General features: G+C 71.5%; 22 protein-coding genes. 17 read left to right on the forward strand and 5 right to left on the reverse strand.

Features of this window, described 5'->3' with window-relative positions:
* Positions 1-93 precede the first annotated feature (93 nt).
* The 5 genes from ABT063_RS36790 (at position 94) to ABT063_RS36810 (ending at position 5,476) form a co-directional block, all read left to right on the forward strand.
* Positions 94-333, forward strand: coding sequence for a hypothetical protein (locus ABT063_RS36790; RefSeq protein WP_351064642.1), 240 nt, complete (start codon positions 94-96; stop codon positions 331-333).
* 34 nt (positions 334-367) lie between these two features.
* Positions 368-1,711 carry an NYN domain-containing protein gene (locus ABT063_RS36795; RefSeq protein WP_351064643.1) on the forward strand — a complete coding sequence of 448 codons (1,344 nt, stop codon included), beginning with the start codon at positions 368-370 and terminating at the stop codon, positions 1,709-1,711.
* Between the two features lie 210 nt (positions 1,712-1,921).
* Entirely contained in the window at positions 1,922-2,956 is a 1,035-nt protein-coding gene (locus ABT063_RS36800; RefSeq protein WP_351064710.1) for a C40 family peptidase, read from the forward strand.
* A gap of 276 nt (positions 2,957-3,232) precedes the next feature.
* Positions 3,233-4,252: a C40 family peptidase gene (locus tag ABT063_RS36805; protein ID WP_351064645.1), complete on the forward strand. Its 1,020-nt coding sequence runs from the start codon at positions 3,233-3,235 to the stop codon at positions 4,250-4,252.
* Positions 4,253-4,285: 33 nt separating this feature from the next.
* The gene (locus ABT063_RS36810) at positions 4,286-5,476 is read left to right on the forward strand and encodes a hypothetical protein (protein WP_351064646.1); all 1,191 of its coding nucleotides are present in this window, start codon (positions 4,286-4,288) and stop codon (positions 5,474-5,476) included.
* Here the strand turns inward: ABT063_RS36810 and ABT063_RS36815 are convergent.
* Positions 5,464-5,994 (reverse strand): PadR family transcriptional regulator, encoded by a 531-nt coding sequence (locus tag ABT063_RS36815; protein ID WP_351064648.1) that lies wholly within the window; start codon positions 5,992-5,994, stop codon positions 5,464-5,466. The two genes, ABT063_RS36810 and ABT063_RS36815, sit on opposite strands and share 13 nt — an antisense overlap.
* Before the next feature lie 87 nt (positions 5,995-6,081).
* Between ABT063_RS36815 and ABT063_RS36820 the strand changes: the two genes are divergently transcribed.
* Positions 6,082-7,407, forward strand: a complete 1,326-nt coding sequence (locus ABT063_RS36820) for an MATE family efflux transporter (RefSeq protein WP_351064650.1) — start codon at positions 6,082-6,084, stop codon at positions 7,405-7,407.
* On the opposite strand, the gene ABT063_RS36825 is transcribed toward ABT063_RS36820, so the two are convergent.
* Entirely contained in the window at positions 7,368-8,603 is a 1,236-nt protein-coding gene (locus tag ABT063_RS36825; protein ID WP_351064652.1) for a glycosyltransferase 87 family protein, read from the reverse strand. The genes ABT063_RS36820 and ABT063_RS36825 overlap by 40 nt on opposite strands.
* Before the next feature lie 121 nt (positions 8,604-8,724).
* Here ABT063_RS36825 and ABT063_RS36830 point away from each other — a divergent pair, with 121 nt between their 5' ends.
* Together ABT063_RS36830 and ABT063_RS36835 are read left to right on the forward strand one after the other, a co-directional pair.
* The gene (locus ABT063_RS36830) at positions 8,725-9,867 is read left to right on the forward strand and encodes a glycosyltransferase family 4 protein (protein ID WP_351064654.1); all 1,143 of its coding nucleotides are present in this window, start codon (positions 8,725-8,727) and stop codon (positions 9,865-9,867) included.
* Positions 9,868-9,922: 55 nt separating this feature from the next.
* A complete protein-coding gene (locus tag ABT063_RS36835; protein WP_502990956.1) occupies positions 9,923-11,560 on the forward strand; it encodes a GMC oxidoreductase in 1,638 nt (545 codons plus the stop codon).
* 12 nt (positions 11,561-11,572) lie between these two features.
* On the opposite strand, the gene ABT063_RS36840 is transcribed toward ABT063_RS36835, so the two are convergent.
* Positions 11,573-13,369 (reverse strand): AMP-dependent synthetase/ligase, encoded by a 1,797-nt coding sequence (locus ABT063_RS36840; RefSeq protein ID WP_351064656.1) that lies wholly within the window; start codon positions 13,367-13,369, stop codon positions 11,573-11,575.
* Positions 13,370-13,684: 315 nt separating this feature from the next.
* Between ABT063_RS36840 and ABT063_RS36845 the strand changes: the two genes are divergently transcribed.
* The 6 genes from ABT063_RS36845 to ABT063_RS36870 all read left to right on the forward strand — a co-directional run bounded on the left by ABT063_RS36845 (position 13,685) and on the right by ABT063_RS36870 (position 18,951).
* The gene (locus tag ABT063_RS36845) at positions 13,685-14,482 is read left to right on the forward strand and encodes a metallophosphoesterase family protein (RefSeq protein ID WP_351064657.1); all 798 of its coding nucleotides are present in this window, start codon (positions 13,685-13,687) and stop codon (positions 14,480-14,482) included.
* 189 nt (positions 14,483-14,671) lie between these two features.
* Complete coding sequence (locus ABT063_RS36850; RefSeq protein ID WP_351064658.1) at positions 14,672-15,115, forward strand: SRPBCC family protein; 444 nt, start codon at positions 14,672-14,674, stop codon at positions 15,113-15,115.
* 58 nt (positions 15,116-15,173) lie between these two features.
* On the forward strand, positions 15,174-16,349 hold the full coding sequence (locus ABT063_RS36855) for an ArsA family ATPase (protein WP_351064660.1): 1,176 nt from the start codon (positions 15,174-15,176) through the stop codon (positions 16,347-16,349).
* Positions 16,350-16,406: 57 nt separating this feature from the next.
* Positions 16,407-16,940 (forward strand): DUF5304 domain-containing protein, encoded by a 534-nt coding sequence (locus ABT063_RS36860; RefSeq protein WP_351064662.1) that lies wholly within the window; start codon positions 16,407-16,409, stop codon positions 16,938-16,940.
* A 139-nt stretch (positions 16,941-17,079) separates the two neighbouring features.
* Positions 17,080-18,033, forward strand: coding sequence for an ROK family glucokinase (locus ABT063_RS36865; protein ID WP_351064664.1), 954 nt, complete (start codon positions 17,080-17,082; stop codon positions 18,031-18,033).
* A gap of 165 nt (positions 18,034-18,198) precedes the next feature.
* Positions 18,199-18,951 (forward strand): endonuclease/exonuclease/phosphatase family protein, encoded by a 753-nt coding sequence (locus tag ABT063_RS36870; protein ID WP_351064666.1) that lies wholly within the window; start codon positions 18,199-18,201, stop codon positions 18,949-18,951.
* 192 nt (positions 18,952-19,143) lie between these two features.
* On the opposite strand, the gene ABT063_RS36875 is transcribed toward ABT063_RS36870, so the two are convergent.
* Positions 19,144-19,842: a hypothetical protein gene (locus ABT063_RS36875; protein WP_351064667.1), complete on the reverse strand. Its 699-nt coding sequence runs from the start codon at positions 19,840-19,842 to the stop codon at positions 19,144-19,146.
* Positions 19,835-20,614 carry an alpha/beta hydrolase gene (locus ABT063_RS36880; RefSeq protein ID WP_351064714.1) on the reverse strand — a complete coding sequence of 260 codons (780 nt, stop codon included), beginning with the start codon at positions 20,612-20,614 and terminating at the stop codon, positions 19,835-19,837. Before ABT063_RS36880 ends, ABT063_RS36875 begins: the two co-directional genes overlap by 8 nt.
* Before the next feature lie 195 nt (positions 20,615-20,809).
* On the opposite strand from ABT063_RS36880, the gene ABT063_RS36885 reads away from it, so the two are divergent.
* The 3 genes from ABT063_RS36885 to ABT063_RS36895 are packed head-to-tail and all read left to right on the forward strand — an operon-like array spanning position 20,810 to position 23,512.
* The gene (locus tag ABT063_RS36885) at positions 20,810-21,571 is read left to right on the forward strand and encodes a lysophospholipid acyltransferase family protein (RefSeq protein ID WP_351064716.1); all 762 of its coding nucleotides are present in this window, start codon (positions 20,810-20,812) and stop codon (positions 21,569-21,571) included.
* A 43-nt stretch (positions 21,572-21,614) separates the two neighbouring features.
* On the forward strand, positions 21,615-22,838 hold the full coding sequence (macS, locus tag ABT063_RS36890) for a MacS family sensor histidine kinase (protein ID WP_351064668.1): 1,224 nt from the start codon (positions 21,615-21,617) through the stop codon (positions 22,836-22,838).
* Positions 22,835-23,512 (forward strand): response regulator, encoded by a 678-nt coding sequence (locus tag ABT063_RS36895; RefSeq protein WP_351064669.1) that lies wholly within the window; start codon positions 22,835-22,837, stop codon positions 23,510-23,512. The genes macS and ABT063_RS36895 overlap by 4 nt, the downstream gene beginning before the upstream one ends.
* Positions 23,513-23,572 lie beyond the last annotated feature (60 nt).

Below are 23,572 nucleotides of genomic sequence, written 5' to 3' on the forward strand. Positions count from 1 at the left end.
GCGGCGAGATGCCGCCAGGCCGTAGGGTTACGAGCCACACGCACCGGGAGCCCGGCGCGTCACGGACACTGAAAGAGGAAGTGGACAGTCACGATGACGGTTCCCCTGCCGACCGCCACGACGCGGTGGCGCTGCGCCCTCTGCGGCAACCTCACGCGCTTCGACGTGACCCGCTCGTCGAAGGTCGTCGAGTACGTCCACCTCGATCTGGCCGGTGAGCCCAAGGTGGAGGAGCGCGACGTGGTCAGTGAGACCATCGAGTCGGTGCGCTGCCGCTGGTGCAACGCGGTGGATCAGGTGGAACTCGTGGACAGGCCGGGCGCCGGCTCCTGACGGGAGCTGGCCCGCACAGGCATTGGGGTGACGGATGGTGGAGACCGCGGGCGGGGGGCCGGGCGACGGCACCGCTGAGGTGCTCGACCGTCCGCTGCCCGACGGCGTGCGCCGCCGGGTCGTCCAGATCGTCTCGGACGGTTTCGGCGGGCTGACCGTCGCCGAACTGCCCGCCCAGCTCAGACAGTACGCCCGGTTCGCACCGAACCGGCGGGCCAAGTTCGCCGGCAACGCCATGGCCGCGGCACTGGAGACCGATCCACTGTTCCGCCAGCGCATCGGGGAGAAGTTCAGAGAGGCCCAGCCGGAGCTCTCCGGCGCTCTCGACTCCGGCTCGCCGCCCCCGGCCGCGGACCCGCTCGACGTGGCGGCCGCGGCCTATGTACTACGGCCCACCGGCTGGGTGAAGCTCGTGACCGCGGCCGGCGAGGAGGCCCAGCGGGCCCACGCCGAACGCGCCGACGAGGAGAACCGCGCGGAGCTGGAGCGGCTGCGCGAGGAACTCGCCCGGGCCCGTGAGCACACCCGGGCCGAGACCGAGCGGCTGCGCAGCGAGCTGGATTCGGCCAAGAAGGACGCCGAATCGCTGCACCGCAAGCTGCGCTCGGCCCTCAGCGACGTCAAGCGCGGCGAGGCGGCACTGCGCAAGGTGCACGCCGAGATGGAGGCCGTACGGGCGGAGGGGCACGCCCAGGTGTCGGCCGCCGAGAGCGAGACCCGGCGGCTGAAGGCGCGCCTCGGGGAGGCGGAGGCCGCCCTGGAGGCCACGCGCAAAGCGGCGCGCGAGGGGCGCAGTGTCGAGGACATGCGCGTACGACTGCTCCTTGACACCCTGCTGGACGCGACCCAGGGGCTGCGGCGGGAGCTGGCGCTGCCGCCCGTTTCCGTACGGCCGGCGGAGACCGTCGACGCGGTCGAACCGGGACGTATGACCCCGAAGGACATCGCCGCGCGGGCCCTGTCCGAGAACGACCCCGCGATCCTCGACCAGCTCCTCGCCCTGCCGCAGGCGCACCTGGTCGTCGACGGCTACAACGTCACCAAGACCGGCTATCCCCAGATGCCCCTGGAGAAGCAGCGGCTCAGGCTCCTCGGGCAGCTCTCGCAGCTCGCCGCGCAGACCGGCGCCGAGGTGACCTGCGTCTTCGACGGGGCCGAGCTGGCCGCGCCCGTGCTGCTCGCGCCGCCGCGCGGGGTACGCGTGCTGTTCTCGAAACCGGGCATCACGGCCGACGAGTTGATCCGCCAGCTGGTGCGTGCGGAGCCGCCCGGCCGCCCGGTCATCGTCGCCTCGACCGACCGCGAGGTGGCCGACGGAGTGGCCCGCGCGGGAGCGCGCCCGGTCGCGTCTGCGGTGCTTCTCAAGCGCCTGTCCTGAAGGTCAACGTACAGGCTGAATGCCCGAATTGAACCGAACTGTCACGCAACCCAGCGTCAATCTGCTGTTACTTCATGTGAGTTGAGTGCAAAGAATGCTTGGTGTGACTAGATTATGTGCCTGAGGATTTGAACTGATCACAACTAGGTCACTAGGGTCTGCCTTCGAACCTCCGAGCGGGTGATCACTCAGAAGAAGGAGTTCACCTTCGTGGCGTCCCATCGTCGACCCAAGCAGCCCAGTCGCGCACGTGTGACCGTGCTGACCACCGCAGCCGCCGCTGCCGTGGCCCTGACCTCGCAGGCCGCCAACGCGGCGCCGAGCGAGAAGCCGAGCAAGGACGAGGTCAAGGCCAAGGTCGACAAGCTGTACGAAGAGGCGGAGCAGGCCACCGAGAAGTTCAACGGGGCCAAGGAGAAGCAGGAGAAGCTCCAGAAGGAGATCTCCACCATCCAGGACAACGTCGCCCGCGGCCAGGAAGAGCTCAACGAGCTGCGCGACAGCATGGGCCTCGCGGCCGCCGCCCAGTACCGCACCGGCTCCATCGACTCCTCGGTCCAGCTGTTCCTGTCCTCCGACCCGGACGACTACCTGGACAAGGCGTCCACCATGGACCAGCTGAGCGCTCAGCAGGTCGACGCGCTGAAGAAGATCCAGGAGAAGCAGCGCGAGCTCGCCCAGGACCGCTCCGAGGCCGCCGAGAAGCTCAAGGACCTCGCCTCCACCCGCACCGAACTGGGCAAGAAGAAGAAGGAAGTCCAGGGCAAGCTCGCCCAGGCGCAGAAGCTCCTCAACACCCTGACCGCCAAGGAGAAGGCCGCACTCGCCGCCGAGCAGGCCAGCGCCAGCGCCGAGAGCGCGGGCGAGGCCCTCGGTGCCAGTGCCGGCTCCGGACGGGCCGGCGCGGCCTACGCGTGGGCACAGAGCCAGCTCGGCAAGCCGTACGTCTACGGCGCCACCGGCATGAGCTCCTACGACTGCTCCGGCCTCACCTCCCGGGCGTACGCGGCGGCCGGCATCTCCATCCCGCGCACCTCGCAGGCGCAGGCCGGCGTCGGCACCAAGATCTACTCGGTCAGCCAGCTCAAGGTCGGCGACCTGGTGTTCTTCTTCAACGACCTGCACCACGTCGGTCTCTACGCGGGCAACAACCAGATCATCCACGCGCCCCGCACCGGCACGGTCGTCCGCTACGAGTCGATGAGCACCGTCGGCGGCCCGTTCATGTTCGGTGTCCGCGTCTGAGGCGACCGCGTCCGAGGTGTCCGCGTCCGGCCCCTCGATCTCCCGAAGACCTCTGAAGATCAACACGCCGTGCCGCCCGAACGGGCGAATCGCGGCAACGTGAACTGACTCCACGCCCCGCCGGTGACCTGCGTCAGCGGCGGGGCGTCACGTTGTGTGCCCGCGGAGGTCGTTGGTGGCCGCCCCGTGGCGGGGCTACTGTCTGCCGCGTTTCCCGCATCGCAGGTGATCGCAGGGAACAGACCTTGTCCGCCAGCGGAAGGAGCGCGGCTTCCCGTGGGGTCCCATCGCCGCCTTGCACTGTCCGGGTTCGACCGGGGGGCCACCGCCCTCTGTGTCCTGTCAGCCGCCGCCGCGGCCCTCGGGGTTGTGCCGGCCCCGTCGGCGGTGGCCGCACCGCACGACGACACCCGCGCCGAGGTGGACCGCCTCTACGAAGAGGCCGAGAAGGCGACCGAGGCCTACAACAAGGCCGACGAACGCGCCGGTTCGCTGCGCAAGGAGGTCAGCGGCGCCCAGGACCGGATCGCCCGCCAGCAGGAGCGCATCAACTCCATGCGGGACGCGCTCGGTTCGCTGGCCGGCGCCCAGTACCGCTCCGGCGGCCTCGACCCCTCCCTGGCGCTGCTGTTCTCCGAAGACCCGGACGACTACCTCGACAAGGCCGCCGTCCTCGACCGGATCGGTGTCCACCAGGCCGGGGCGCTCGAGGACCTCCAGGAGGCCATGCGCGACCTCGCCCAGGTGCGCTCCGAGGCGGCCCGCAAGCTCGGTGAACTGGAGAAGAGCCGCAAGACCGTCGCCTCCCACAAGCGGACCGTCGAGAAGAAGCTCGCCAAGGCGCGCCAACTGCTCAACGCCCTGCCGTCCGCGGAGCGCGCCGCCTACGACAGGGCCTCCCGCTCCGGCCGCTCCGACATGGCCGACCTCGGGGGCGACGTCCCGTCCTCGGAGCGCGCGGCCGCCGCCGTGGCCGCCGCCCAGTCCGCGCTCGGCAGACCCTACGTCTGGGGCGCCAACGGCCCCTACGGCTTCGACTGTTCGGGCCTGACGCAGTGGGCGTACGCGCAGGCCGGAGTCGCCCTGCCGCGCACCTCGCAGGCCCAGCGCTACGCCGGCCGCCAGGTCCCGCTCTCCGAGGCCCAGCCCGGTGACCTGGTCACCTACCGGTCCGACGCCAGCCATGTCGGGATGTACGCGGGCAACGGCCAGGTGATCCACGCGCCCTACCCCGGAGCGCCGGTGCGCTACGACCCGGTGGGCATGATGCCGGGGGCGACGGTGACGAGGGTCTGACCAGGCCGCCGTCCCCGCCGTACGATCGGGAACGTGGCTGGTCGAGGGCGGGCGTCGGGACGCGGTGTCGTGGCGTTGTGTCTGGTGCTGCTGGTCGCCCTGGTGGGCTGCGGGCAGAAGCCCACCGCCGACCGCGCGAAGGCCGACGTCCAGCGGGTTCTCGACCGGCGGGCGGTCGCGGTCCTGGACCGGGACAAGGCGGCGTTCGTGCGGACGGGCGCGCTCAGCTGGTTCGAGAATCTCAGCGCGGTGCCGCTCGCCCACTGGTCCTACCGCGTCACCGCCCTGCACCGCACCGGCGACACCGCCACCGCCGACGCCGAGCTCAGCTACCGCTTCGAGAGCTACGACCGGGCGCCCGTCACCGTCGGCCGCACCCTGAACCTCTCCCGGGACGCGGGCGGGCAGTGGTACGTGGACGCCGAGCTGCCCGCGAAGAAGGCCGCCCAGCAATTGTGGGACCAGGGCGAGGTGACCGTCGTCCGAGGTGAGCACAGCCTCGTCCTGGGCGTCGGGCAGTCCGGCGAGGGACTGCACTCCTTCGCGGACCTGGCGGACCGCGCGGTACCGGCCGTGTCGGACGCGTGGGGCACGGACTGGCCCCGGCGCGTCGTCGTCCTCGTCCCGAGGTCGCTGCAGGGGATGGCGGGGCTGCTCGCCTCGCCCGCCTCCTCCTACCGCGGGATCGCGGCGGTCACCACCGGGGAGACGGGAGCGGCGCGGGCGCCCGCGGACCGGATCATCGTCAACCCGGACGCGTACGGCGTCCTCGGCACCCTCGGCAGACAGGTCGTGCTCACCCACGAGACGACCCATGTCGCCACCCGTACCGCCACCACCCCGGCGACGCCCCTGTGGCTGTCCGAGGGGTACGCGGACTGGGTCGGCTACCGCGGCACCGGGCGGACCGCGGCCGAGGCCGCGCCGGAGCTGGCGGAGGCCGTGACCGAGGGGAAGGAGCCGACCGATCTGCCGTCCGACCGGGACTTCGGCTTCAGCGGCGACGCGAGCGAGCTGGCGCGGGCGTACGAGGGCGGCTGGATGGCCTGCCGGATGATCGCCGACCGCTGGGGCGAGGTGCGCCTCGGCGAGTTCTACCGGGCCGTGGGCGCGCACGAGAAGCGGGAGGGCGCGGTCGAGGAGGCCATGGAGAAGGTGCTCGGGACGACGCCGGCGGACTTCACGGCGCGGTGGCGGGACTATCTGCGGGGTCAGCTGGGCTGATCCAGTCGCGTGATGGCCTCCTTGAGCCAGGCCCGCTCGGCCTGGCCGGTCGCCCGGGCGACCCGCAGCATGCCCTGTCGGAACAGGTCGCCCGTCTCCTCCGCCCGCACCGGCTTCCCGTTGTCGTAGAAGAAGCTCGCCGGCGTCTCCAGGAACTCCAGCCGTCGGCGCAGCACCGCCGCCTGCTCGTGCCGGTCGGGCAGGTGTCGTAGGAACGCCAGGATCGTGTTGAAGCGCACCTGGTCGGTGATCTCCGCCTGCTTCGGGTGGCGCAGGCGCTCCAGCAGGTCCTCACGGCCGGTCTCGGTCAGGGACAGGATCCGGCGCGGGGCCGCGCTGGTGCCCGGCTCGGTGTGCTGGTCGAGCTTGCCCGCGGTCACCAGGCGGGTGATCGCCGGGTAGAGCGCGCCGTCGCTGACCGGGCGGACATGGCCGTTGAGGGCCTTGATCCGCTCCTTCAGCTCGTAGCCGTGCAGGGGTTCTTCGGCCAGGAAACCCAGGATCGACAGCTCCAGCACTGGCTCCTCCTTGCAGGTGTCGTACCCGCATGGTACCTCTTATCGAGCTACCTCTAACCGAGGTAGCTCGTATCGAGGGGGCCCGCAGTGAACGCTCACCGCAAGCAGCTCGTCTCGCTCGCCTGTCCCGTCTACTGCGAGCTCCTGGCCTCCGTCGCCGCCGGGATCATCAACACCGTCTGGGTCTCCCGGCTCGGCGGCCCGGCCGTGGCCGCCGTGGCCGTGGCGACCACCACCGAGAACGTGCTGCTCGGCGTGGCCCTGGTCTTCGGCACCGGAACCACCGTGCTGGTCGCGCACGCTCGAGGAGCCGAGGACTCGGGCGCGGTGCGGGCGGCCGTACGCGGCGGCTGGGCGCTGTGGGCGCTGGTCACACCGGTGGTCGTGGGGGCCGGTTTCCTGCTGCGGGAGCCGCTGGCCCGGCTGGTGCTGGGCGGTGGCGAGGGCGCCGCGCTGCCGCTCGCGGTGGCCTACTTCGCGATCTCGATGCCGGGCATGACCGTCTTCTTCGCGCAGAACCTCGTCGACGGCGTCCTCAAGGGCACCGGCGACACCGGAACCCCGATGCGGCTGGCCCTCCTCGCCAATGGCCTGATCCTGGTCTGCGACCCGTTCCTCATCCGTCTCTACGGCGTCCAGGGCGCCGCCGCCTGCACCGTGCTGTGCCGGTGCGTGACCCTCGGGGTGGCGCTGCTCGCCCTGCGCCGGAACACGCTGCTCAGGCAGTGCGCGGGCGTGCGGCCGGCGGAGGGTACCGGGGCCGCGCTGCGCCGGACGCTGCGGACCGGCCTGCCCCTGTCCGCCGACTTCACCGTGCGGCAGGCCGGGGCGCTGGCGCTGGTGGGGATCGTGGCGCGGCTCGGGGTGACGGCGGTGGCCGCGTACGCGATCGCGTACAAGGTCATGTACGTCGCCACCATGGCCTTCTACGCCGTGCGGCAGGCCGCCGCCATCCACACCGCGCACACCCGGGGCGCCGGGCGGGACGCGCGCCGTGCGATCGGGCGGCAAGCGGTGCTGGTGTCCGGGTCGGTGGGGTTCGTGGCGGCGGTCCTGCTCGCCGGCACGGCCCCCTGGATCATGGCCGCCTTCGGCCCCGGACCCGATGTCGTCCACGACGGCGTGCTGTTCCTGCGCTGCGTCGGGCCCTATCTGGTGGTCATGGCCTGCCACATCGCGCTCGGCGGGGTTTTCGAGGGCAGCGGGTCGGCACCGGTGCTGCTGCGCGTGACCCTGCTCGGCACGGCGGTCCAGCTGCCGCTCGCGTACGCCTTCACGGGGCTCGGTCTGCCGGGCGTGTGCCTGGCGCTGGCGCTGGCCATGGCGGTACAGGCCGGGGTGGTGCTGGTGCTGTTCCGGCGGACGGGCCCCGCTCAGGAGGACGCGGACGCCTCTTTGGCGCGGGCGGCCTGATCGGCTACCGGGGCCGGGGCCGGCTTCGGGACCGTCGCGCGCCACAGTGCGCGGGCCGCGAGGACGGTGGCGAGGACCAGCAGGCCGTTGCGGACGAAGAGCAGGGTGATGCCGAGCGGGTCGCTGGAGACGACGTGCGAGAACCAGAGCGGGAACTCCAGGACCGTCACGAAGCACGCCGCCAGCACCAGACCGACCGGCAGCCCCATCCGGCTGGCCCGGAAGCCCAGGCAGACCGCCGCGAGGCCGACCAGCCACACCATGTACTGCGGGCTGATCACCCGGCTGGTGGTGGTGAACATCAGCACCCCCACGAACGCCGCGTCGGCCATCGTGTGCGCCTCGAACCTCCTCGCCATCAGCCGCCACAGCAGCAGCCAGCCGAAGGCCATGCCGGTCAGGGCCAGCGCCGCCGTGCTCACGATGGTCACCCAGGGGCCGAGGAACTCGACCGAGCCGTAGTTCAGCAGCACCTCGCCGTCCCAGCCGAAGTGCCGGGCCACATGGAAGACCAGCGCGCCCAGCGACTCCACCTCGGTGCCCCGGTCGCGCTGGAAGGTCAGGAAGGCGAAGGCGCCGGGCATGGCGAGGGCGAACAGCCCGGCCACCACGACGACGGTCACCGCCGCCGAGGCCCAGGCGTCACGCCTGCGGGCGGCCAGGAGCAGCAGGGCCGGCCACACCTTCAGCAGCGCCCCGAACGCCGCCAGCGCGCCCATCACCCGCGGGTGCCGGGCGCCCGCGAGGAGCGCGGCGACCGCCACGGCGGTGACCATCACGTCGTAGCGCGCGTACACCGTCGGTCCGAGCAGCGGGACGCCCGCCACCCACACCCAGGCCCCGCGCACCGTCCTGCCCGGGCGCCGGCCCGCGGACAGCAGCAGGACCAGGACGGCCAGGTCGGCGAGGAAGGCGAGGACGAAGAACGCCGACGCGTACTCCAGGCCGGGCAGCAGGGCGGGGGAGAGGATCGCGAGGGCGGCGGCGGGCGGGTACTGCCAGGTCACGTCGTCGAGCGGGAAGGTGCCGGTGCGCAGCACCTCGTACCAGTCCCGGTAGATGACGGACACGTCGCTGGTGACGTCCGGCCCCGGGAAGACGTACACCTTGAAGACGAAGAGGAGGAGCAGCAGCCTGGTCACGCCCCAGGCCGGCAGCAGCCACGGCAGTGACCGCCTCGCACCCGTCGTCTCCACGTGATCCCCTGCCGGTCGATTCCCGCCTTGAGGAGAACATGATGTCCCGCACTGCTGTGGGCCTGCCACAGACACGGCCGTGCCCCCGCTGTGAGCAGCCCGTTCGATAGGGTCGGCGGCGATGCACAAGACCCTCATCGTCACCAACGACTTTCCGCCGCGGCCGGGCGGCATCCAGGCGTTCCTGCACAACATGGCGCTGCGGCTCGACCCGGAGCGGCTGGTCGTCTACGCCTCCACCTGGAAGCGCGGCCGGGAGGGCGTCGAGGCCACCGCCGCCTTCGACGCCGAGCAGCCCTTCACCGTCGTACGGGACTCCACGACGATGCTGCTGCCGACGCCCGCGGCGACCCGGCGGGCCGTCGGGCTGCTGCGGGAGCACGGGTGCACGTCGGTGTGGTTCGGGGCGGCGGCGCCGCTCGGGCTGATGGCCCCGGCGCTGCGGAAGGCGGGTGCCGAGCGGCTGGTGGCGACGACCCACGGGCACGAGGCCGGGTGGGCGCGGCTGCCCGCCGCGCGCCGGCTGCTGCGCCGGATCGGGGAGTCCACGGACACGATCACCTACCTCGGCGAGTACACGCGATCGCGGATCGCCGCCGCGCTCACTCCGGACGCGGCCGCGCGGATGGTGCAGCTGCCGCCGGGGGTCGACGAGAAGACGTTCCACTCCGGTTCGGGCGGCGACGAGGTGCGGGCAAGGCTCGGGCTGACCGAGCGGCCGGTGGTCGTGTGCGTCTCGCGGCTCGTGCCGCGCAAGGGCCAGGACACGCTGATCCTGGCGATGCCCCGGATCCTGGCCGCCGAGCCGGAGACCGTGCTGCTGATCGTCGGCGGCGGGCCCTATGAGAAGGACCTGCGCAGACTCGCGCACGACACCGGCGTCGCCGGCTCCGTCCGCTTCACCGGCGCGGTGCCCTGGTCCGAGCTGCCCGCGCACCACGGCGCCGGGGACGTGTTCGCGATGCCGTGCCGGACGCGCAGGGGCGGGCTGGACGTCGAGGGACTGGGGATCGTGTACCTGGAGGCCTCCGCGACCGGGCTGCCCGTCGTCGCCGGCGACTCCGGCGGAGCCCCGGACGCGGTGCTCGACGGCGAGACCGGCTGGGTCGTGCGCGGCGGCTCCGCCGAGGAGGCCGCCGACCGGATCCTCGTCCTGCTCGGGGACGCCGAGCTGCGCCGGCGGATGGGGGAGCGGGGGCGGGAGTGGGTCGAGGAGAAGTGGCGGTGGGACCTGCTGGCGGAGAAGCTGAAGACATTGCTGTAGCGGAAGTTCGGCGGAAGTTCTGGCCGGACGGAGATAATCCGCCGATGCTGCCCCCATGACAGCAAAACTGATGCAGCGTCAGCTGACGAGACGTCAAATATTGGGCATGGTGGCCCTCCAGACGGCCGCCGCGTCCGGTCTCACCCGCATCGGTCTCCAGACGGCCTCGGGCGCCGAACCCGCCGCCGTCGACAACGCGCCCGCCATCGTGGTCGGTTCGGGATACGGCGGTGCCGTCGCCGCCCTCCGACTCGGCCAGGCCGGCATCCGTACGCTCGTGATCGAGATGGGCCGGGCCTGGAACGCGCCCGGTCCCGACGGCAAGGTCTTCTGCTCCACCAGCGCCCCGGACCAGCGGTCCATGTGGTTCCGCACCCGCACCGAGGCTCCACTGGCCACCTTCCTGTGGCTGGACGTCGTCAACCGGGACATCAGCCCCTACCCCGGCGTCCTGGACCGCGTGCGCTTCGACGCCATGTCCGTCTACGTCGGCCGGGGCGTCGGCGGCGGTTCGCTGGTCAACGGCGCGATGGCGGTCACGCCCCTGAAGGCCTACTTCGCCGAGCAGTTCCCCACCGTCGACACCGACGAGATGTACGGCACGTACTTCCCGCGCGCCCGCTCCATGCTCGGCGTCAACACCGTCGACCCGAGTTGGTTCGAGTCGACCGAGTGGTACCGGTTCTCCCGGATCTCCCGGAAGCACGCGGCGAACGCCGGCCTGAGGACCACCTTCGTGCCGAGCGTCTACGACTTCGCGTACATGCAGCGCGAGGCGGCCGGTACGGCGGCCAAGTCCGCGCTCGGCGCCGAGGTGATCTACGGCAACAACCACGGCAAGCGCAGCCTCGACAAGACGTACCTGGCCTCGGCGCTCGGCACCGGGAACGTCACCATCCACACCATGGAGAAGGTGAGGGCCATCAGCCGGGCGAGCGACGGGACGTACGTCCTGACCGCCGACCGGATCGACCTCACCGGCAAGGTCGTGGAGACCAAGCAGTACGGCTGCACGTACCTCTTCCTGGGCGGCGGCAGCCTCGGCACCACCGAACTCCTGGTGCGGGCACGGGAGACGGGCGCGCTCCCCGCCCTGAACGCGAGCGTCGGCACGGGCTGGGGGGCCAACGGGAACGTGATGCTCGGGCGGGCCAACCACCTGTGGGACACCGTCGGGGAGAACCAGTCCACCATGCCGGTCATGGGCATCGACGACTGGGCCAACACCGCCAACCCCGTCTTCGCGGAGATCGCCCCGCTGCCGACGGGACTGGAGCACTGGGTCAGCCTCTATCTGGCGATCACCAAGAATCCGCAGCGTGCTTCGTTCTCGTACGACTCCGCTTCCGGCTCGGTGCGGCTCGGCTGGACCGCCGCCCAGAGCGCGGTCTCCGTCGGCATGGCCAAGAAGCTCTTCGACCGGATCAACTCGGCCAACTCCACCATCTACCGGTACGACCTCTTCGGCTCGTCCAACAAGGCGTTCGCCGACGACTTCACCTACCACCCCCTGGGCGGCTGCGTGTTGGGCAAGGCGACCGACGACTACGGCCGGGTGAAGGGGTATTCCAAGCTGTACGTCACCGACGGCTCGCTCGTGCCCGGGTCGATCGGCGTGAACCCGTTCGTGACGATCACCGCGCTCGCCGAACGGACGATGGCGCGGGTCCTCGCCGAGGACACCGCGCCATAGTCGACCGGTGCGCTACTTCTGGTAGATCGCCTCGATCTCGGTCGCGAAGTCCTTCGCCACCACGTTGCGCTTGAGCTTCAGGGACGGCGTGAGGTGGCCCGAATCCTCCGTGAACTGGGAGGGCAGAATGCGGAACTTCCGCACCGATTCCGCCTTCGACACCGCGGCGTTGCCGTCGTCGATCGCTGACTGGATCGCGGCCAGCAGGTCCGCGTCCTCCCGCAGCGACGTCGCGGTGGAACCCTCCGGCTTGCCGTGCTCGGCCGCCCAGCGGCCCAGGAACTCCTCGTCGATGGTGACCAGCGCGCCCACGAACGGCCGCCCGTCGCCCACCACCATGCACTCCGCGACCAGCGCGTGCGCGCGGATACGGTCCTCGATCACGGCCGGAGCGACGTTCTTGCCGCCCGCGGTGACGATGATCTCCTTCTTGCGGCCGGTGATCCTGAGGTAGCCGTCCTCGTCGAGGGTGCCGATGTCACCGGTGTGGAACCAGCCGTCGGCCAGCGCCTCCTCGGTCGCGCCCGGGTTGTTCCAGTACCCCGTGAACAGGTGCTCGCCGTGCAGCAGCACCTCGCCGTCGTCCGCGATCCGGACGACCGAGCCGGGCAGCGGCTGGCCGACCGTGCCGATCTTCTGGCGGTCCCAGGGGTTGAAGGCGGTGGCCGCGCAGGACTCGGTCAGGCCGTAGCCCTCCAGGACGGTGAAGCCGATGCCGCGGAAGAAGTGGCCGAGGCGCTCGCCGAGCGGGGCGCCGCCGGAGATGGCGTACTCGCCCTTGCCGCCGAGGACCGCGCGCAGCTTGCTGTAGGCCAGCTTGTCGAAGGCCTTGTGTTTGATCTTCAGGCCGATCGACGGGCCCGACGGGGTGTCCAGGGCCTTGCTGTAGGCGATCGCGGTGTCGGCCGCCTTGTCGAAGATCTTGCCCTTGCCGTCCGCCTGGGCCTTGGCCCGCGCCGAGTTGTAGACCTTCTCGAAGACGCGGGGGACGCCCAGGATCAGCGTCGGCCGGAACGCGGCCAGCTCGTCGGTGAGGTTCTTGATGTCCGGGACGGTGCCCAGCTTGATCGGCGCCATCATGGGCGCGACCTGGACCAGTCGGCCGAAGACGTGCGCGAGCGGCAGGAAGAGCAGGACGGAGCACTCGCCGGTGCGGAAGAGGGGCCGCAGCCGCTCGACGACGTTGCCGCACTCGGCGAAGAAGCTGCGGTGGGTCAGGACGCACCCCTTGGGCCGTCCGGTGGTGCCGCTCGTGTACACGATCGTCGCCGGGTCGTCGGCCTTGGCGAGCGAGCTGCGCTCCTCGACAGCCTCGTCGGTGACGTCCTGTCCGAGGCGCCCCAGCTCCTCCACGCCGCCGGCCTCGATCTGCCAGACGTGCTTGAGGGCGGGCAGGCCGTCGCGCACCGACTCGACGGCGGCCGCGTGGTTGTCCATCTCGACGACGCAGGCGGTGGCGCCCGAGTCGCTGAGGATCCACTGGACCTGCTCCGGCGAGCTGGTCTCGTACACCGGCACGGTGATCGCGCCCGCGCTCCAGATCGCGAAGTCGAGGAGCGTCCACTCGTACCGCGTCCGGGACATCAGGCCGACCCGGTCGCCCGGCTGGACCCCGGAGGCGATGAGCCCCTTCGCGGCGGCGTGGACCTCGGCGAGGAAGGCGGTGGCCGTCACGTCCTGCCAGACACCGCCCACCTTGCGGGCGATGACGGCGACATCCGGGTGCTGCGCGGCGTTTCTACGGACGATGTCGGTGAGATTGCCGTCCGCAGGGACCTCGTACAAAGCCGGAAGGCTGAACTCGCGCAAGACTGCTGCTCCTCATAGGGCGCCGGCGCCACGACGTTGTGTGATGCGACGGTCGGTCCAAGGCTCGGGCAGGTGCTCAAAGGCCTCACCCCGGGCCTTGGAGGCACGGTGGTTGAATTCCAGAGCACGACTGGACTGCCCGGACGTTACCCGCCGGTATGGCTTCTTCGACAGGGGGACCGGCGAGATGTTCGCTGCGTCACACAGATTGGTGTTCCTCCGCGCACAGTAGTCCAGGCGCTAACTGACTGGCCAGTAACCGCAGGTCCTGTCGCCACTGTTCACGTATGCCGCACACGCTTACGCTTGATCGTCATGGCACCCACACCAGCCCGAAACCGCGGGGCGCGCGTGCATGTGGTCAGCGACGTGCACGGCAACGCCCGTGACCTGGCCCGCGCCGGCGACGGCGCGGACGCCTTGATCTGCCTGGGTGACCTGGTCCTTTTCCTCGACTACGCCGACCACTCGCGCGGCATCTTCCCCGACCTGTTCGGCGTCGAGAACGCCGACCGGATCGTCGCGCTGCGCACCGCCCGCCGCTACGAGGAGGCACGCGAGTTCGGGGCCAGGCTGTGGGCGGGGATCGGCGGCGACCGGGCCGGGCTGATCGAGCGGGCGGTGCGCAAGCAGTACGCCGAGATGTTCGCCGCGTTCCCCACACCGACGTACGCCACCTACGGCAATGTCGACATGCCGCCCCTGTGGCCGGAATACGCCGGTCCCGGCACGACCGTGCTGGACGGGGAGCGGGTGGAGATCGGCGGCTGGGTGTTCGGATTCGTCGGCGGCGGTCTCAGGACGCCGATGCGGACGCCGTACGAGATCAGCGACGAGGAGTACGCGGCGAAGATCGAGGCGGTGGGCGAGGTCGACGTGCTGTGCACGCACATCCCGCCGGAGGTGCCGGAACTCGTCTACGACACGGTGGCGCGCCGCTTCGAGCGGGGCAGCCGCGCCCTGCTGGACGCGATCCGCCGCACGCGGCCCCGGTATTCGCTCTTCGGTCACGTCCACCAGCCGCTGGTGCGGCGGATGCGGATCGGGGCGACCGAATGCGTGAACGTGGGGCACTTCGCGGGATCCGGGAAGCCGTGGGCGCTCGAATGGTGAGCGTCCGGTTCCGGTCTGGTTCCGGTCCGCTTCGTGTCTGGTGCGCGTGTCCCGACGACTTGCTGGTGACGCGGGCGGACGGGGGTGAAGTCGGCCGGTCGCCTGCGCGGTAGCCTTCACGCTGCACACACGCGCGCAGGATTGCGCACGGTGACGGACTACCGGCCCGTATCTGGAGGAGCCACGGCGATGGCGGAACACACCAGCTCGAGCATCACGATCGAGGCGGCACCGGCCGACGTCATGGCGGTGATCGCCGACTTCGCCCGCTACCCGGACTGGACCGGTGAGGTGAAGGAGGCGGAGGTCCTGGCGACGGACAGCCAGGGGCGCGCCGAACAGGTCCGCCTCGTCATGGACGCCGGCGCCATCAAGGACGACCAGGTCCTCGGGTACACCTGGACGGGCGAACACGAGGTCTCCTGGACCCTGGTGAAGTCCCAGATGCTCCGCTCCCTCGACGGCTCGTACATCCTGAAGCCGGCGGGCACGGGCTCGACGGAGGTCACCTACCAGCTGACGGTCGACGTCAAGATCCCCATGCTCGGCATGATCAAGAGGAAGGCCGAGAAGGTCATCATCGACCGGGCGCTGGCGGGGCTGAAGAAGAGGGTGGAATCGGGGAGCAAGTAGTCCGCCCCGCTGCGGCGGAAACAGGGGTGAACCCCAACTTCCGTTACGGTTCACCCCCATGCGCACCATCCTGATCACGGGCCCCGGCGGCAGCGGCCGTACCACCGTCGCCGCCGCCACCGCACTCGCCGCCGCAAGCGCCGGCGCCCGGACCCTCGTTCTGAGCGCCGACCGCACCGACACCCTCGGCGCGGTGCTCGGCACACCGACGGGCCCGGCGCCGGTGGAGGCAGCCGCCAACCTCACCGCCTGGCGCCCCGACGCGGCCACCGGCTTCCGCGCCGACCTCGCCGCCTTCCAGGAACGCGCGTCCTCCGTCCTCGACCTGCTCGGCGCCTCCCGCCTGGACCCCGAGGAGGTCACCCCCCTGCCCGGGGCCGAGGAACTCACCCTGCTCCGCGCGCTGCGGGACGCGACCCTCGCCGAGGCGCACGACCTGCTCGTCGTGGACCTGCCCCCCACCCCCCAGGCCCTCGCCCTCCTCGCCCTCCCGGAGGAGCTGCGCCGCTACCTGCGCCGCCTGCTCCCGCCCGAACGGCAGGCCGCCCGCGCCCTGCGTCCCGTCCTCGGCCGGCTCGCCGGCGTGCCCATGCCCGCGGAGTGGCTGTACGAGACGGCCGCCCGCTGGGACCTGGAGCTCGCCGCCGTCGAGGCGGTCGTGGCGGACCGGAACACCGTCGTACGGCTGGTCGCCGAGCCCTCCCCGGCCGGGGCCGACGCCGTACGCGACGCCACCCTCGGCCTCGCCCTGCGCGGCCTGCGCCCGGACTTCCTGGTGGCCAGCCGGGTGCTGCCCGAGGCCGATGCCGGGGCCGACAGCTGGCTCGCCGGGCCCGTCGCGCAGCAGCGCAAAACCCTGGACGAGTGGCAGACGCCGTACGACGTCCGGACCGTCGCCCACCTCGGCCGCGACCCGCGCGGTGTCGACGACCTGTCCGGCCTCGGCGTCCCGGGCGTCAAGGCCGAGGCCGCCACGGTCGAGTGGCCCGTCGTCGACCGGCTCGCCCAGGACGGCGTGCTGGTCTGGCACATCCCGCTGCCCGGCGCGATACGCGACGAGCTGGACCTGATCCGGCGCGGCGACGAACTCGTCATCAGCGCGGGGCAGTTCCGCCGGATCGTTCCGCTGCCGTCCGCCCTGTGCCGGTGCACCGTCGCGGGGGCCGCCCTGCGCGAGGGCGAGCTGCGGATCCGCTTCGCCCCGGACCCGCGGCTGTGGCCGCAGACACGGTGAACCGGGTACGCCCGTTCGGGTAACGTCGTAGAGACGAACCGTAGTCAGGAGTCCGTCATGAGCGAAGAGCTCCCCCCGTCCGACGCGTGGGGGTCCCCCCGCTCGAGCGAAGCCGAGAGTGGGGGAGAGCGCGAGGCCGTCGACGAGGCGCGGGCGACCGACGCCGACGCCTGGGCGACGGCGTGTGCCGAGGACCTCGCGGCCGAGAAGGCCCGCCGCCGTGCCGAGCACGGCCCGCCGCCGGGCTCGGCCGCCGAAGAGCTGCGCAAGCTCGTCGACACCGTCGCGGACAAGCTGTCCGGCCTGCAGTCCCCGCTGTTCGGGGCGGTCGCCGGGCCCGCTGCCCAGCAGGTGGTCAAGCAGGTCGTGCAGCAGGCCAAGGCCGCCGTCGAGCCCGTCATCGAACGCAATCCGGACGTCTTCGACCATCTCGCCGCCGCCGGGAACGAACTGCTCGCCGCCTACCGCTCCGCCGTCCAGGCCCAGGAGCAGCGCTGGACGACCCGCGAGACCGACCCGCGCGACCTGGACGAGGACCGCCGCGACCCGGGCGACGAGGCGGGCCCCGGCCAGCGCATCGACTTGGACTGACGCGGGGATCCCCATCGCCGCCGGGCCCGTCCTCAGGGCCCGTCCTCAGGGCCCGTCCTCCATGCGGACGACGGGAAGCCGGCGGCAGGGCCTCGGGTACGGTTGGCCGTAGCGGGGCTCGACCGAAACTGAGGGATTCATGGGACTCACCATCGGCGTCGACATCGGCGGCACGAAGATCGCGGCCGGCGTGGTCGACGAGGAAGGCAACATCCTCTCGACCTTCAAGGTGCCGACCCCCACCACGCCCGAGGCCATCGTGGACGCCATCGCCTCGGCGGTGGAGGGCGCGCGCGCCGGGCACGAGATCGTCGGTGTGGGCATCGGCGCCGCCGGATACGTCAACCGTCAGCGTTCCACGGTCTACTTCGCGCCCAACATCGACTGGCGCCAGGAGCCGCTGAAGGAGAAGGTCGAGGCCCGCGTCGGCCTCCCGGTCGTCGTGGAGAACGACGCCAACGCGGCCGCGTGGGGCGAGTACAAGTTCGGCGCCGGCAAGGGCCACCGCAACGTCATCTGCATCACGCTCGGCACCGGCCTGGGCGGCGGCATCATCATCGGCAACAAGCTGCGCCGCGGCCACTTCGGCGTGGCCGCCGAGTTCGGCCACATCCGTATGGTTCCGGACGGCCTGCTGTGCGGCTGCGGTTCGCAGGGCTGCTGGGAGCAGTACGCGTCGGGGCGCGCGCTGGTGCGATACGCCCGGCAGCGCGCCAACGCCACCCCCGAGCGCGCCGAGGTGCTGCTGTCCCTCGGCGACGGCACCCCTGAGGGCATCGAGGGCAAGCACATCTCCATGGCCGCCCGTCAGGGCGACCCGGTCGCCGTCGACTCCTACCGCGAGCTCGCCCGCTGGGCCGGCGCCGGCCTCGCCGATCTCGCCTCCCTCTTCGATCCCTCCGCCTTCATCGTCGGCGGCGGCCTCTCCGACGAGGGCGACCTGGTCCTCGACCCGATCCGCAAGTCCTACAAGCGCTGGCTGGTCGGCGGCAACTGGCGCCCGGTCGCCGACGTGATCGCGGCACAGCTGGGCAACAAGGCAGGCCTGGTGGGCGCGGCGGACCTGGCCCGGGAGCCCGACCCGATCATGTAACGGTCGCTTTTCGAGGCACGGTGGTTCCCCGCGCCCCTCTCAGGGGCGCGGGGCTGCCACATGATGCGGCTCCGCCGCGTGGGCGCGACCAGCCACAACAGACCCGCAGTCGACGAACAACTTTTCGGGTGCCTCCCACGCACGGCCACCACGTATCTTGACGGCATGGTGACGCCCCTACTCCCCACCTCCGGAACCGAATCCGACGGCTCCGCCGTCATCCGCGTCCTCAGCTACAACATCCGCTCCATGCGCGACGACACCCAGGCTCTCGCCCGCGTGATCATCGCCTGCGCCCCCGACCTGGTCCTCGTCCAAGAAGCCCCCCGTTTCTTCCGCTGGCGCAAGAAGCTGGCCCGGCTCGCGGCGGCGTCCGGGCAGGTGATCCTCACCGGGGGCGGCACGGCCGCGGGCCCGGCGATCCTCTGCTCCCTGCGAGCGACCGTCGAGCGCACCGAGGACATCCTGCTGCCGCTCACCCCGGGCCTGCACCGGCGCGGCTTCGCGACCGCGGTCCTACGGTTCGGCGGCGCCCGGCTCGGCGTGCTGAGCTGCCATCTCTCGTTGCAGAAGGACGAGCGGTACGACCAGGCCGGCATGCTCCTCGACCGGCTCGCCGGGATGGACGTGGAGCACGCGGTCGCGGGCGGCGACCTCAACGAACGCCCCGGCGGCCGCACCTTCGCCCGTCTCACCGAGGGCCTCCAGGACTGCTGGGCCACCGCTCCCTGGGGCAGCGGGGACACCTGGACACGCACCGACCCTCATCAGCGCATCGACGCGATCTTCGCCACGAAGGGCATCGAGGTACTGGGCTGCGGAGTGCCGCTGGCGCAGCCCGGAGTGACGGAGAGCGACCTGAGGGCAGCCACGGACCATCTTCCGGTCCTGGCCGCCCTCAGAATTCCGGCCGGCTGACCGACCGCCTAGGGCCCTTCTGATGGATCATGCCGCAGACGCGGCGTCTGGCACGCCCATCTGCGGCGTTGTCGTCGGTCGCCGACTCCCCCACGCTCGAACGACCTCGCGCGGGGGGACCCCCATCGCCCCCGATCACCTGCGTTAATGGGTCGCCGCCGATTTCCTGCGACCTGATCCGCCGGACAGGCCCTAGACGACCGCTCCGCGTCCCGGTTCGTCGTCGTCCTCGTCGTCCGTCCGCATCCGCATCACCAGCGTGGCGAAGCCGCCCAGGAAGCCGCCGATGCCGAGCGTGGCCAGCCACCAGGTCATCTCCCAGCCGAGCAGCACCGCCAGCAGGAGCAGTATCGGCCCGCCGAGCACGCCCAGCCAGGCGAACTTGGCGGTGGTGTCGGCGGCGGGCAGCGGCGGCGGCTCCGGCGGTACGAAGTGGCCCTCGTCGTCCTCGTCGAAGTCCTCCTCGGCCGGCTCGGGCGCGCTGTAGTCGCGGGGGCCGACACCGGGCGCGAAGGAGACTGATCCGCCCAGCGGCTTCGCGGGCGTGTCCCCCTTGGATTCCTTCGAGTCCTTGGATTCCTTGGAGCCCTTGGATTCCTTGGAGCCCTTGGATTCCTTGGAGCCCTTGGATTCCTTGGAGCCCTTGGATTCCTTGGAGCCCTTGGAGTCCTTGGGTTCCTTGGTCTCCTCGGGCCCCTCGTCGTTCGTCTCGGACTCCAGCAGCGCCAGGTCCTCGACCGACTTGAAGGGCTTGGCGCCGGGCGGGTCCGGCGGCTCCTCGCCGTACCCTGCGACGATCGCGGCCCAGGCGGCATCCTCGTCGAAGGGGACGTGCTGCTCGTCCGGTTCGCGGTCCTCGCGATTCTCGCGGTCGGAATCGTGCTCAGCCACGTGCGGCCGTCCCTTCCTTGCCGATGGCGGATGCGAGCCGGCCGATGAACGTGAGGCTCTCCTCGAAGATCCGGTCCGCGTCGTTGTCCAACGTCGCGACGTGGTAGCTCTGTTCCAGCACGATCTCCTGTACGTCCGTCGACGACACCCGGCTCAGCACGCGCGCCGAGTCGGCCGCCGGTACCACGTGGTCCTGAGCGCTGCGCAGGACCAGCAGCGGCTGGGTGACCTGCGGAAGCTCGCCGTCGACCAGCCGGAAGAAGGCGCGCAGGGAGTGCGCGGCGCGCAGCGGCACCCGGTCGTACCCCAGCTCGGCGCTGCCCTCCTTGGCGATGTCGTCGGCGATGCCCCTCGTCGTGCGGACGACGTGGCGGGCCACCGGAAGGGCGTACGCGGCCAGGCCGTGCATGCGGTTCGCGGGGTTGACGACCACGATGCCGTCCACCGCGTCCCCGTGCTTGGCCGCGAGCCGCAGCGCCAGCGTGCCGCCCATCGACAGGCCCGCCACGAACACGCTGCTGCAGCGCTCCCGCAGGGCGCGCAGCTCACGGTCCACCTCCGCGTACCAGTCCTGCCACCCGGTGAGCTGCATGTCCTCCCAGCGCGTGCCGTGCCCGGGCAGCAGCGGCAGCGAGACGGTCAGACCGCGCTCGGCGAGAAACTCCGCCCAGGGGCGCAGCGACTGGGGAGAGCCGGTGAAACCGTGGCAGAGGAGGACACCCGCCTCCCCGCCCTCGTGGCGGAACGGCTCGGCTCCGGGCAGGACCGGCACCTTCGGTCTCCTGTTCATGAGAGGGGCGTGAGCAAAGTCCGGTGTGGTTCAAGTCCAGGCGTGGTTCAAAGTCCAGGTGTGACTCACCGTACGCGACCGCACTGACACCGACCAGGGCCGTCGGGTTCTTTGGCGGTGCTCCGGGTTAAGGTCTGATCTACGGATACAGGAGGCACTCGGTTGTTGTACGGCGCGATGAAGCTGACCGTCGGGGGGCCGCTGAAGGCTGCCTTCAGGCCCTGGGTGGAAGGCCTCGAGCACATGCCGGCCGAGGGCCCCGCCATCCTGGCGAGCAACCACCTCTCCTTCTCGGACTCGTTCTTCCTGCCGGCGGTCCTCGACCGCAAGGTCACCTTCATCGCGAAGGCCGAGTACTTCACCACGCCCGGTGTGAAGGGCAGGCTGACAGCCGCCTTCTTCAAGGGCCTCGGCCAGCTCCCGGTGGACCGCTCCGGCGCGCGCGGCGCGGGTGAGGCGGCCATCAAGGCCGGCATAGAGGTGCTGGAGCGCGGTGAGCTGTTCGGTATCTATCCGGAGGGCACGCGCTCGCCCGACGGCCGCCTCTACCGCGGCAAACCGGGCGGCCTCGCGCGCGTGGCGCTCGCCACCGGCGCGCCCGTGATCCCGGTCGCCATGATCGACACGGAGAAGATCCAGCCGCCGGGGAAGGTGATGCCCAAGCTGATGCGGCCCGGCATCCGCATCGGCGAGCCGCTGGACTTCAGCCGCTACCAGGGCATGGAGCACGACCGTTTCGTGCTGCGCGCGCTGACCGACGAGGTCATGTACGAGATCATGAAGCTCTCCGGCCAGGAGTACGTCGACATGTACGCGACCGCCGCCAAGCGGCAGATCGCGGAGGCGGCGAAGGCCGAGAAGGAGGCGGAGAAGGCGGCGAAGGCCGCGCTCGCGCAGGCGGAGAAGGATCAGGCGGCGAAGGAGCGGTCCGAGTCGTAGTCGTCCGGGACGGGACGATCCGTAGGGCGGGGTGGGGGAGAGCATGGCCAAGCGCGAGCGAGTGACGCGCATGTCGGTCGAGCAGCCGCTGTGGCGTGCGCTCACCGCGTACCGCGTCCTGACGATGCTGTACGCGATCGGCCTGTTCGTCACCGCCTACGAGGAGTTCGCCCGCCCCTGGGTCGCCATCGCCTACTTCGCCGTCCTCGCCGTATGGACCCTGGCCACCCTCCCGAGGGTCGCGAACGCGGCCAGCTGCACCAAGCGGTTCCTCACCGCCGACCTCACCATCGCCCTCGTCGGCATCCTGCTCACGCCCGTCGCCGACGCCCACGAGCGGGTGCAGTCGGGCGGCCCGACCCTGCCGTCGATATGGACGGCGGGCTCCGTGCTGGCCTTCGCCGTCAAGGGCGGCTGGCGCTGGGCGGCCTTCGCCTCCACGGCGGTCGCCATCGCCAACCTGGTCGAGCGCGGCGCCCCGGCCCGCGACACCGTGCACAACGTCATCCTCGTCTGGGTCGCCTCCATCGCCATCGGCTACGTCGTCGAGGTCGCCCGCGCCTCCGAGCGCACCCTCGCCCGCGCCCTGGAGATCGAGGCCGCCACGCGGGAGCGGGAGCGGCTGGCCCGGGACATCCACGACAGCGTGCTCCAGGTGCTGGCGATGGTGCAGCGGCGCGGCGCCGTCATCGGCGGCGAGGCGGCCGAACTGGGGCGGATGGCCGGCGAGCAGGAGGTCGCCCTGCGCACCCTGGTCTCCGGCGGCCTGGTCCCCGTCTCCCGCGCGTCGGAGGACGAGGCCGAGGGCGCGGTCGTACGCGTGGTGGAGGAACCCGACGAGGCCGGCCCGGTCGATCTCCGCGCGCTGCTCGCCCCGTACGCCTCCGCCACGGTCAACCTCGCCGAGCCCGGCGCTCCCGTGTCGCTGCCGCCGGCCGCCGCGCGGGAGCTGGCCGCGGCCGTCGGGGCGGCCCTGGACAACGTCCGCAAGCACGCGGGCGAGGACGCGCGCACGTGGATCCTGGTCGAGGACGAGCCCGACGAGGTGATCGTGACCGTACGGGACGACGGACCCGGCATCCCCGAGGGCCGGCTCGCGCAGGCCGAGGGGGAGGGGCGGCTCGGCGTGGCCCTGTCGATCCGGGGGCGGCTGCGCGACCTGGGCGGGAGCGCCGAGGTGATCTCGGTGCCGGGCCAGGGAACGGAAGTCGAACTGAAAGTACCGAAGGACGCGAAGGCGGCACGGGGGAAGGCGGAGCAGCGATGAGTGAACAGCAGGGCCCGATCAAGGTCATGGTGGTCGACGACCACCCCATGTGGCGCGACGCGGTCGCCCGCGACCTGAGCGAGTCCGGCTTCGAGGTGGTCGCCACGGCGGGCGACGGCGAACAGGCCGTGCGCCGCGCCAAGGCCGCCTCGCCCGACGTGCTCGTGCTCGATCTCAACCTGCCCGCCAAGCCCGGCGTCCAGGTCTGCAAGGAACTCGTCGGCGCCAACCCGGCGCTGCGTGTCCTGGTCCTGTCGGCGAGCGGCGAGCACGCCGACGTACTGGAGGCGGTGAAGTCCGGCGCGACCGGCTATCTGCTGAAGTCGGCGTCGACCGAGGAACTGCTGGACGCGGTCCGCCGCACGGCCGTAGGCGACCCGGTCTTCACCCCCGGCCTGGCCGGCCTGGTCCTCGGCGAGTACCGCCGCCTCGCCTCCGAGCCCGCACCCGCGCCCGACACCGGCCGGCCCAAGGCCCCGCAACTCACCGACCGCGAGACGGAGGTGCTGCGCCTGGTCGCCAAGGGCCTGAGCTACAAGCAGATCGCCGAACGCCTGGTCATCTCCCACCGCACGGTCCAGAACCACGTCCAGAACACCCTCGGCAAGCTCCAGTTGCACAACCGCGTGGAGCTCGTGCGGTACGCGATAGAGCGCGGCCTCGACGACGAGTGAGCCGACCGCCCGACGCCAACCGCCCGACTTCGCACCGGAATTGACCTTCCGGGCCATGCC

This window comes from Streptomyces sp. NPDC002838 (assembly GCF_040295365.1).
Taxonomy (GTDB): domain Bacteria; phylum Actinomycetota; class Actinomycetes; order Streptomycetales; family Streptomycetaceae; genus Streptomyces.